The sequence below is a fragment of the Streptomyces sp. Isolate_45 genome (assembly GCF_024721315.2).
Taxonomy (GTDB): domain Bacteria; phylum Actinomycetota; class Actinomycetes; order Streptomycetales; family Streptomycetaceae; genus Streptomyces.
Map to the genome: position 1 here is coordinate 57,566 of NZ_JANFAK020000030.1, position 10,987 is coordinate 68,552.

At 71.5% G+C, this 10,987-nt stretch carries 8 protein-coding genes; all 8 read right to left on the reverse strand.

Features of this window, described 5'->3' with window-relative positions; genetic code table 11:
- Positions 1-15: 15 nt before the first annotated feature.
- Positions 16-843, reverse strand: a complete 828-nt coding sequence (locus tag NOD94_RS12900; protein WP_281206004.1) for an FtsQ-type POTRA domain-containing protein — start codon at positions 841-843, stop codon at positions 16-18.
- A gap of 31 nt (positions 844-874) precedes the next feature.
- Positions 875-1,969, reverse strand: a complete 1,095-nt coding sequence (gene murG / locus NOD94_RS12905) for an undecaprenyldiphospho-muramoylpentapeptide beta-N-acetylglucosaminyltransferase (RefSeq protein WP_281206005.1) — start codon at positions 1,967-1,969, stop codon at positions 875-877.
- A 6-nt stretch (positions 1,970-1,975) separates the two neighbouring features.
- Positions 1,976-3,337, reverse strand: a complete 1,362-nt coding sequence (gene ftsW / locus NOD94_RS12910; protein WP_281206006.1) for a putative lipid II flippase FtsW — start codon at positions 3,335-3,337, stop codon at positions 1,976-1,978.
- A gap of 69 nt (positions 3,338-3,406) precedes the next feature.
- Entirely contained in the window at positions 3,407-4,834 is a 1,428-nt protein-coding gene (gene murD, locus NOD94_RS12915) for a UDP-N-acetylmuramoyl-L-alanine--D-glutamate ligase (protein WP_281206007.1), read from the reverse strand.
- Positions 4,816-5,886 (reverse strand): phospho-N-acetylmuramoyl-pentapeptide-transferase, encoded by a 1,071-nt coding sequence (mraY, locus tag NOD94_RS12920; protein WP_281206008.1) that lies wholly within the window; start codon positions 5,884-5,886, stop codon positions 4,816-4,818. Before mraY ends, murD begins: the two co-directional genes overlap by 19 nt.
- Positions 5,883-7,307, reverse strand: coding sequence for a UDP-N-acetylmuramoyl-tripeptide--D-alanyl-D-alanine ligase (gene murF / locus NOD94_RS12925; protein WP_281206009.1), 1,425 nt, complete (start codon positions 7,305-7,307; stop codon positions 5,883-5,885). Before murF ends, mraY begins: the two co-directional genes overlap by 4 nt.
- The gene (locus NOD94_RS12930) at positions 7,304-8,998 is read right to left on the reverse strand and encodes a UDP-N-acetylmuramoyl-L-alanyl-D-glutamate--2,6-diaminopimelate ligase (RefSeq protein ID WP_281206010.1); all 1,695 of its coding nucleotides are present in this window, start codon (positions 8,996-8,998) and stop codon (positions 7,304-7,306) included. The genes murF and NOD94_RS12930 overlap by 4 nt, the downstream gene beginning before the upstream one ends.
- Positions 8,999-9,035: 37 nt before the next feature.
- Positions 9,036-10,987 (reverse strand): penicillin-binding protein 2 (locus NOD94_RS12935; protein WP_281206011.1); only part of this gene is annotated, 1,952 nt, incomplete at its 5' end.

The window sequence follows — 10,987 nt, forward strand, 5'->3', positions numbered from 1 at the left end:
CTGTTCGACTCGACGTCAACTCCCGGACACCGCTGGGGCGGTGGGAACGCTGACGTCGAAGTGAACAGCCTTGGGAGCGGCTTTGAGCAAGGCGGTCAACGCCCGGCCCTTCGCCTCACCCAGTTCGCCGCTCCCCCACACGACCGTTCGCCCCTTGGTGAGCTCCAGTACGACCGAATCGTACGACCGCACCTTGACCTGCACGGTCTGCGCCGCGATGGCCTCGGGGAGGCCGCCCGCGATGCCCACCGCCTCGTTCAGGAGCCGCTGCTCGTCGAAGCGGCGGGCGCTCGGGGACCGCGCCGCGTCCAATTCGAGGACCGGAACACCCGCGGGTGGTTTCGCGACCGTGTCGAATCGCACACCCGATGCGTCCACTTCGACGAACTCCGCGTCCTTCTTGATGAGCAGGACGGGTTTGCGTTCCGTCACTTTCAGCCCGATTCCGTGCGGCCAGGAGCGCTCCACATCGACCGAATCGATGCGGGGCAGCTTGGCGCGCACCCGCTGCGCGATCTCGTCGGTGTCGATGCCCACCATGGGTGCGCCGACGGGCACGGCCGCGGCGGTGAGGACCTGCTCGGGGGTGAGCACCTCGGTGCCGGCGGCCGTGACCTTCTCGACGCGGAGCCAGGAGGAGCCGTAGAGCACCCAGGTGCCGGCCGCAGCGAGGAGCACCGCGGCGGCGAGGGAGACCAGGACGGGGACCCGGCGCGAACGACCGCCACCGGGGCCCCGCGGGCCGGTCCTCTTCGACGACTTGGGGGGCTTGGGGGGCTTGGGCGAACCGGGGCCCCTGCCCTTGCGGGCGGCCCCACGCTGTGCGGTCGTCGCTCCGGCCACTCCTGTGCCTCCTGGTCTGTGCGTTCCCCGCTCAGCGGGCTCTGCGTGCGGCGATCGCCTCGTGGACCAGACCGACGAGCAGGTCGTCGGCGTCCCGGCGGCCGAACTCGGCGGCGGCGCGGGACATCTCGTAGAGGCGGTGCGGGTCGGACAGCACCGGCAGCACCTGGCCGAGCACCCACTCGGGCGTCAGCTCCGCGTCGTCCACCAGGAGACCGCCACCGGCCTTGACCACCGGCTGGGCGTTGAGCCGCTGTTCGCCGTTGCCGATGGGCAGCGGTACGTAGGCGGCCGGCAGTCCGACGGCGGAGAGTTCGGCGACGGTCATCGCGCCCGCGCGGCACAGCATCATGTCGGCGGCGGCGTACGCGAGGTCCATCCGGTCCACGTACGGTACCGGCACATACGGCGGCATCCCGGGCATGTTGTCGACACGCGGCAGTTCGTTCTTCGGTCCGACCGCGTGGAGGATCTGGATCCCGGAGCGCTGGAGGGTCGGCGCGATCTGCTGGATGGTCTCGTTGAGTCGGCGGGCGCCCTGCGAGCCGCCGGAGACCAGCAGCGTCGGCAGGTTGGGGTCCAGGCCGAAGGCGGCTCGCGCCTCGGGGCGGACGGCGGACCGGTCCAGGGTCGAGATCGACCGGCGCAGCGGGATGCCCACGTAGCGGGCACCGCGCAGCTTGCTGTCCGGGGTGGACACGGCGACGGCGTGGGCGTACCGGGAGCCGATCTTGTTGGCCAGTCCGGGCCGGGCGTTGGCCTCGTGGACGATGATCGGCACCCCGAGCCGCTTGGCGGCGAGGTAGCCGGGCAGCGCCACGTACCCGCCGAAGCCGACGACGCAGTCGGCCTTGGTGCGTACGAGGATCTCCTCGGCCGCCTTGATGGTGCCGCGCAGCCGTCCGGGGACGGTGATCAGCTCGGGCGTGGGCTTGCGGGGCAGCGGTACGGCGGGGATGAGACCCAGCTCGTAGCCGCGCTCCGGCACCAGGCGGGTTTCGAGTCCGCGTTCCGTGCCGAGGGCGGTGATGCCCACGGTCGGGTCCTGCCTGCGCAGGGCGTCCGCGAGGGCGAGCGCCGGCTCGATGTGGCCGGCGGTCCCCCCACCGGCGAGTACGACATGCACCGAAATTCACCGCTCTCCGGACGGACGCTTCTTGACGCGCCGTCTCATCGACTTCCATATCGGCCCGCGCCGCTTCCAGCCGGACTTCGGCTGCCGCATCGCGAGCGCCGCACGCGCCGCCGGTTCCTCCCGCGCGAACGCGATGAGCAGTCCGACCGCGAACATCGTCGGCAGCAGGGCCGACCCTCCGTAGGAGAACAGCGGGAGCGGGACCCCGGCGATCGGCAGCAGACCGAGCACCGCACCGATGTTGATCACGGCCTGCGCCGTGATCCACGTGGTCACGCCTCCCGCGGCATACCGTACGAAGGAGTCCTCCGTGCGTCCGGCCACGCGGATACCCGCATAGCCTAGGGCCGCGAAGAGGGCGAGCACCGACAGCGTCCCTGCCAGCCCCAGTTCCTCGCCGGTGATGGCGAAGATGAAGTCCGTGTGCGCTTCGGGCAGTTGCCCCCATTTTTCCACACTGGCGCCCAGGCCGGATCCGAACCATCCGCCGGACGCGAGGGCGTAGATGCCGTGTACGGCCTGCCAGCAAAGGTCGTTCTTGCCCGGTTCTGTCGCGCCGAGGCAGGCGAGCCGGTCCATGCGGTGCGGGCTGGTCTTGATGAGGAGTGCGACGATCACACCCGCGAAGGCGAGCACGCCGACGAACATCCGGGTGGGCGCTCCGGCGAGCCAGAGCAGGCCGAAGAGGATGGCTCCGAGGATCATCGCGGTGCCCATGTCCCCGCCGAGCATGATCAGTCCGAGCAGCAGGAAGGCCACCGGGACCAGCGGCACCAGCAGGTGCTTCCACTGGCTCAGCAGCTCCTTGTCGCCCTTGCGGGCCAGCAGGTCGGCGCCCCACAGGATCAGTGCGAGCTTGCCGAACTCACTGGGCTGGAGCATGAACGGACCGCCGAGGGAGATCCAGTTCTGGTTGCCGTTGATCGCCACCCCTATCCCGGGGACCTGGACCAGGACCATCAGGAACAGGGTTCCGGCGAGTACGGGGTAGGACAGCGCCCGGTGCAGCCGTACGGGCATCCGGGAGGCGGCCAGCATCAGGACGGCGCCGATGAGGGCCGCCAGGAACTGCTTCTTGAAGAAGTAGGCGTCGCCCAGGCCCAGCTGGAGCGCCTTGATCATCGACGCCGAGTAGACCATCACCAGGCCGAGCACGGTGATGAGCAGCGAGCTGCCGAGGATCAGGTAGTAGGCGGTGAGCGGGCGGTCCCAGGCCTTGCGCAACTGCTGTTGCGCGCGCCGGACGCGGGCGAGCGGCCCGCGTCCGGCGGGCCGCTTGGCGCCGGTCGCCGGGCGGGCCCGGCCCCGCGCCCTGACGGCTGTCGGCCGCCTCCCCGGCAGCATCTGCTTGGCCGGCATCTGTGATCTTCCCCTCCACTCGTGCGAGGCGAGCAGCCGGGTCGGGGAGGGAACCTGCCCTGGATCGACCTAGGCGCTCTCGGCGGCCAGTTCGCGCACCGCGTCGGCGAACGCGTCCCCACGCTTGTTGTAGTTCGCGAACATGTCCATGGAGGCGCATGCCGGCGCCAGCAGGACCGTGTCGCCGGGTCGGGCGAGCCGGGCGGCTTCCCTGACCGCCGCGAGCATCGCCCCAGTGTCGGTCCGGTCGAGGTCGGTCACCGGGACCTCGGGGGCGTGTCGCGCCAGCGCGTCGGCGATGAGCGCCCGGTCGGCGCCGATCAGCACCACGGCGCGCAGCCGCTTCGCGGACTTCTGGACGAGCTCGTCGAAGGTGGCGCCCTTGGCGAGGCCGCCGGCGATCCACACGACGGGTTCGAAGGCGGCCAGGGAGGCCTCCGCCGCGTGGGTGTTGGTGGCCTTGGAGTCGTCGACGTAGGTCACCTCGGCGACCTCGGCGACGTGGGCGACGCGGTGGGCGTCGGGGCGGAAGTCGCGCAGTCCGTCGCGCACCGCGCGGGGCTCGACGCCGAAGGCGCGGGCCAGGGCCGCGGCGGCGAGGGCGTTGGCGATGTTGTGCGGGGCGGGCGGGTTGACGTCCTCGACCTGGGCGAGTTCCTGCGCGTTCTTCTGCCGGTTCTCGACGAAGGCGCGGTCGACGAGGATGCCGTCGACGACGCCGAGCATGGAGGGGCCGGGGGCGCCGAGGGTGAAGCCGATGGCCCGGCAGCCCTCTTCGACGTCGGCCTCGACGACGAGGTCCTCGGTGGCCTTGTCGGCGACGTTGTAGACGCAGGCGACGGTGTTGCCCTCGTAGACGCGGCCCTTGTCGGCGGCGTACGCCTCCATGGAGCCGTGCCAGTCGAGGTGGTCGGGGGCCAGGTTGAGGACGGCCGCGGAGTGGGCGCGCACGGAGGGCGCCCAGTGCAGCTGGTAGCTGGAGAGCTCGACGGCGAGGACGTCGTACGTCTCGTCGCCGGTCACCACGTCGATGATCGGCGTGCCGATGTTGCCGACGGCCGCGGTCCGCAGACCGGCGGCGCGCAGGATCGACGCGAGCATCTGGGTGGTGGTGGTCTTGCCGTTGGTGCCGGTGATGGCGAGCCAGGGGGCGGCGTTCTCGCCGCGCAGTTGCCAGGCGATCTCCACGTCGCCGACGACGTCGACGCCGGCTTCGGCGGCGGCCGCGAAGAGCGGGCTGTCGGGCTTCCAGCCGGGCGACGTGACGACCAGGTCGGTCCCGCCGGGCAGGTGCTCCGCGTCGCCGAGGCGTACGGAGATCCCCGCGGCCTCCAGCTCCGCCGCGCGGGCGCGGTGGCCCTCGCTGTCGCCGCCGTCGACGACGGTCACCGAAGCGCCGAGGCCGGCCAGGGCGCGGGCGGCACTGATGCCGCTCACGCCGAGGCCGGCGACGGTGATGTTCTTGCCGTGCCAGGAGGTCACTTTTCGGCTGCCCATCCCGCGTAGAAGAGACCGAGACCCACGATCACGCACATGCCCTGGATGATCCAGAACCGGACCACGACGAGGACTTCGGACCAGCCCTTGAGTTCGAAGTGGTGTTGGAGCGGCGCCATCCGGAAGACCCGCTTGCCGGTCATCTTGAAGGAGCCGACCTGGATGACGACCGACATCGTGATGAGCACGAAGAGGCCGCCGAGGAGCGCCATCAGGAACTCCGTGCGGGAGCAGATGGCGAGACCCGCGAGCGCGCCGCCGAGGGCGAGGGAACCGGTGTCGCCCATGAAGATCTTGGCGGGCGAGGTGTTCCACCACAGGAAGCCGAAGCAGGCACCCATCAGGGCGGACGCCACGACGGCCAGATCGAGCGGGTCACGGACCTCGAAACAGGCGTTCGGGTTGGTCAGGGTCTGCGCGTTGGCGCAGGACTCCTGGAACTGCCAGACACCGATGAAGGTGTAGGCACCGAAGACCATCACCGCGGCGCCGGTGGCCAGGCCGTCCAGACCGTCGGTCAGGTTCACGCCGTTGGACATGGCCAGGATCATGAACAGCGCCCAGACCACGAACAGCACCGGGCCGATAGACCAGCCGAAGTCCGTGACGAACGACAGCTTCATGGAGGCCGGGGCGAGTCCGCGGGAGTCCTTGAACTGGAGCGCGAGCACCGCGAAGGCGATGCCGACGATCAGCTGTCCGGACATCTTCGCCTTGGCCCGGAGGCCCAGCGAGCGCCGCTTGACGATCTTGATGTAGTCGTCGAGGTAACCGACCAGGCCCATTCCCGCCATCAGGAACAGGACGAGCAGACCCGAGAAGGTCGGCTCGCTTCCGGTGATCACCTTGGTCAGGGCGTACGCGACGAGCGTCGCCAGGATGAAGGAGATGCCGCCCATGGTGGGCGTGCCCTTCTTCCCGGCGTGCCCGCGCGGGCCGTCGTCGCGGATGAACTGGCCGTAGCCCTTGCGGGCCAGCAGCTTGATCAGCAGCGGGGTTCCCACGAGGGTGAGGAAAAGGCCGATGACTCCGGCGAACAGGATCTGCCTCATCGGCCGGCGACCTCGCCCTCGCGCTCCAGCAACGCCAGCGCGACCCGCTCCAGGCCGACCGACCTGGAAGCCTTCACCAGCACGACGTCCCCCGGGCGCAACTCACTGCGCAACAAGTCGACCGCCGCCTGCGCGTCGGACACGAGCACCGACTCCTCACCCCACGAACCCTCGTTATATGCGCCCAGTTGCAGCCAGGACGCTTCCCTGCCCCCGACTGCTACGAGCTTGCTCACGTTGAGCCGGACGGCAAGCCGTCCTACCGCGTCGTGCTCGGCCAACGCCTCGTCACCGAGTTCGGCCATGGGGCCGAGCACTGCCCACGTACGTCCCCCGTTGGCCCGGGCGCCGCCGCCCATCGCGGCGAGTGCGCGCAGGGCGGCCCGCATGGATTCGGGGTTCGCGTTGTAGGCGTCGTTGACGATCGTCACGCCGTCCGCACGCTCGGTGACCTCCATCCGCCACCGGGACAGCGTGCCCGCTCCGGAGAGCGCGGTGGCGATCTCCTCGACGGACATGCCCAGTACATGGGCGACGGCGGCCGCGGCGAGCGCGTTCGACACGTGGTGCTCACCGTACAGCCGCAAGGTCACATCGCTGCACCCGGTCGGGGTGTGGAGTGTGAACGAGGGCTGTCCCCCCGGCGTCATCCGGACCTCGGTGGCCCGTACGTCGGCGTCCTCGGCCTCGCCGAAGAACACCGTACGGGCCTTCGTGCGGCTCTCCATGGCGCGGACGAGGGGGTCGTCGGCGTTCAGTACGGCAACTCCGCCGTCCTGCGCGGCCGGCAGGGCCTCGACCAGTTCCCCCTTGGCCTGTGCGATGGCCTCGCGGCCGCCGAACTCGCCGATGTGGGCGGTTCCGACGTTCAGGACGAGGCCGATGCGCGGCGGGGTCAGACCGGTGAGGTACGCGATGTGGCCGATGCCGCGCGCGCCCATCTCCAGGACCAGGTGGCGGGTTTCCGCGGTGGCCTTCAGCGCCGTGAGCGGGAGGCCGATCTCGTTGTTGAGGGAGCCCGGTGTCCACACCGTGGGCGCGTGGTGCTGGAGCACCTGGGCGATGAGGTCCTTGGTGGAGGTCTTGCCGGCGGAGCCGGTCAGGGCCACCACATCGGTGCCGAGGCGGCCGACGACGGCGCGGGCGAGGGCTCCGAGCGCCTTCTCCACGTCGTCGACGACGATCGCCGGAACACCGACGGGCCGGGCCGCGAGGACGGCCGCGGCGCCGGCCGCGACCGCGCGCTCGGCGTAGTCGTGGCCGTCGACTTGCTCGCCCTCGAAGGCGGCGAAGAGGCTGCCGGGCTCGACCTGTCGGGAGTCGATGACGACGGGGCCGCCGATCCGCACCGAGGGATCCGGTATGTCGTGGGGCCGCCCGCCGGTGATGTCGGCGATCTCGGCGAGGGAAAGGGCGATCACTGGTCCACCTCGGCCTGTCGGACGCTGCGCTGCTGGTTCTCGATGGCCGCGCGGAGCACGGCGCGGTCGTCGAAGGGCCGTACGACGCCCGCGGTGTCCTGGCCCTGCTCGTGGCCCTTGCCGGCGACGAGGACGGTGTCGCCGGGCTCGGCGCGCGCGACGGCCGCGGCGATGGCCGCCGCCCGGTCGGCGTCGACGAGGACGGTGCCCCGCTCCTCGGGCGGCACGGACACCGCGCCGCCGAACATGGCGGCGAGGATCGCGAGGGGGTCCTCGGAGCGCGGGTTGTCGGAGGTCAGGACGGCCACGTCGGCGTACCGGGCGGCCGCGGCGCCCATGGGGGCCCGCTTGGTGGTGTCGCGGTCGCCGCCGCAGCCGAGCACGATGTGCAGCCGGCCGGTGGTGACTTCGCGCAGGGCCCGCAGGACGGACTCGACGGCGTCGGTCTTGTGGGCGTAGTCGACGACGGCCAGGTACGCCTGTCCCGCGTCGACCCGCTCCAGCCGGCCCGGGACCCCGGGGACCGCGGCGACGCCGTCGGCGGCGGTCTGCGGGTCGAGGCCGGCCGCGGCGAGGGTGACGATCGCGGCGACGGTGTTGGCGACGTTGAAGGGGCCCGGCAGCGGCGCGGTGGCCCGTACCCGCTGACCGGCGGGGCCGACGAGGGTCAGGGTGGAGTCCATGTGGCCGCTGACCACGTCCTCGGCGCGCCAGTCGGCGGCGGGGTCGCCCGTCGCGGAGAAGGTGACGACCGGGATCGGCGCCTCCTTGGCGAGGCGGCGGCCGTACTCGTCGTCGACGTTGACCACTCCGAGGCGGGCCCGGCGCTCGGTGAAGAGCTGGGCCTTGGCCTGGAAGTAGTCCTCCATGTCGGTGTGGAACTCCATGTGTTCCGGGCTCAGGTTGTTGAAGACGGCGACGTCGAAGACGCAGCCGTCGACCCGGCCGAGCACCAGCGCGTGGCTGGACACCTCCATCGCCACGGCCTCGACGCCGCGTTCGCGCATGACGGCGAACAGGGCCTGGAGGTCGGTGGCCTCGGGGGTGGTGCGCTCGGACTTGATGCGTTCGTCGCCGACGCGCATCTCGACGGTGCCGATGAGCCCGGTCGTACGTCCCGCGGCGCGGAGCCCGCCCTCGACGAGGTACGCGGTGGTGGTCTTGCCGGAGGTACCGGTGATGCCGAGTTGGAGCAGGCCTTCGCCGGGGCGTCCGTAGATCGCGGCGGCGAGCTCGCCCATCCGACCGCGCGGATCGTCCACGGTCAGGACCGGCAGGCCGGTCGCGGCGGCGCGTTCGGCTCCGGCGGGGTCGGTGAGGACGGCCGCGGCGCCGAGGGCGGCCGCCTGGGCGGCGAAGTCCGCGCCGTGCAGGCGGGCGCCGGCCAGGGCCGCGTACAGGTCTCCGGGGCGCACCGCACGGGAGTCGTGCGTGATGCCGGTGATCCGAGCGGCGCCTGGCTCAGGCAGGCCCAGCAGCGTGGCCAGCTCACCCAGGGGGGTCGGGCTGGTGGACACGGGCCGGGGCGCTCCCGGCGGCGCTGCCGGGGCGTCTTTCTGGGCGTTTCTGGGCTGATCAGCGTGGGGCACGGCGGTGAGCGTACCGGGCGCTGCGGCCCGGCCGCGAAGCGAGGGCCCGGCCGGGGCGTCCTCGGGCGACTGGTTCCCGGCATTCGGGGTGATCGTTGTCACTGATGGTGCCTCACGCTTTTCTGGCTGGGCTGCCGGATCACTGTCCGGGCTGCGGGCTGGGCTGCGGCGTGTTCGGGGCGGCGGGCGGCGGGCCTCCCTCGAAGGTCACCGGGAGTCCGGCGGGAGCGGTGCCGGAGGGGGCGACCTGGAGGGTCTTGAGGGCGAACTCCATGACCGTCTTGTAGATCGGGCCGCAGATCTGTCCGCCGAAGTAACTGCCCTTCGTGGGATTCTGGATGGCGCAGTAGACGGTGATCCGCGGGTTGTCGGCGGGGGCGAACCCGGCGAACGAGGCGGTGTAGCCCTTGTAGCGGCCGGTGGCCGGGTCCACCCGGTTGGAGGTGCCCGTCTTGCCGCCGACCCGGTAGCCGGGGATCCGCGCCTTGGTGCCGGTGCCCTCCTGGTCGTCGACCACGGATTCGAGCATCTCGGCGAGGGTCTTGGCGGTCTCCTCGCTGACCACCTGGGTGCGTTCGGGCGCCGGGGCCGGGGTGAAGCGGCCGTCGGGGCCCCTGGTGCCGCGGACCAGGGTCGGGGTGACGCGGACCCCGCCGTTGGCGACGGTCGAGTAGACGGATGCCGCCTGCATCGCGTTCACGGACAGGCCCTGGCCGAAGGGGATCGTGTACTGCTGGGAGGTGGACCAGGCCCCGGGCTCGGCGAGGATGCCGCGCGATTCGCCGGGGTAGCCCAGGCCGGTGGGCGCCCCGATGCCGAACTTGGTCAGGTAGGAGTGCAGGACCTTGTTGGCCTCGGGCTGGGTGGCGCCGAGCTGGCCGGTGGCCAGGATGGTGCCGATGTTGGAGGACTTGGCGAGGACCCCGTTGAGGGTCAGGTACCAGGTGGGGTGGTCGATGTCGTCCTTGAACAGGCGGTCGCCGCGGTGCAGTCGGTTGGGGACCTCGACGTGGGTCGCGGGGGTGGCCTTCTTCTCCTCCAGGACCGCCGCCATCGAGATGACCTTGGCCGTGGAGCCGGGCTCGTAGACGTCCTGGAGGGCGGCGTTGCCCATGGCGGCGGAGCTGGCCCGGGTCAGGTCGTTGGGGTCGAAGCCGGGCGAGTTGGCCATGGCCAACACCTCGCCGGTGCGGGTGTCCTGGACGATGACGTAGCCGCGGTCGGCGCCGGACTTCTCGACCTGGTCGGTGATGGCGCTCTGCGCGGCCCACTGGATGTCGCGGTCGATGGTCAGCTCGATGTCGTCGCCGGGTACGGCGGGCTTCTCGCTGGATCCGGCGGTGGGGACGCGTCGGCCGCCGGACTGGGCGTAGGTGAGTTCGCCGTCCTTGCCGGCCAGCTTCTTGTCGAGGGAGGACTCCAGTCCGCCGCCGCCCTTGCCCTCGGCGTTGACGTAACCCAGTATCCCGGCGGCGAGGGCGCCGTTCGGGTACACGCGCTTGCTGCTGTTCTCGTTGAACACGCCGGCGATGACGTTGGCGCCGGGGCCGTTGTTCTTCTTGTCCGCGGCGGCCTTGTCGGCGAAGAGCCGTTTGAGGTCCTTGATCTGGTTCCAGACCTGGGGGGTCTGGCGGCGGGCCAGGATGACGTAGCGGGTGTTCTTGGTCTTCAGGCGCGCGGTGAGTTCCTTGGCGTCCTTCCCGAGGATGGGCGCCAGGAGCGCGGCGGCCTGCTCGGGGGCGTCGGGCGCCTTGCTCTCCTGCGCGGTGAACATCTTCGGGTCCGCGGTGATGTCGTACGCGTCCACGCTCGTCGCCAGGGCCACGCCCTTGCGGTCGGTGATCTCACCGCGCTCGGCGGCCAGCGTGTGGCTCGCGAAGCGGTTCTCGCTCGCCTTCGCGGAGTACGAGGAGGCGTCGACGGCCTGCACCTGGAGGAGGCGGACGACGAAGGCGAGCATCACGAGGGTCAGTCCCACGCCGACCAGCCGCAGCCGGGGCCTGGGGCTGCCCAACCGGATCAGGTGCGGTGCGCGCGCCGCGGCCGTGGGGCGTCGGGTCGTGGGGCGCGAGGCCGGACGGGCGTTCGCGC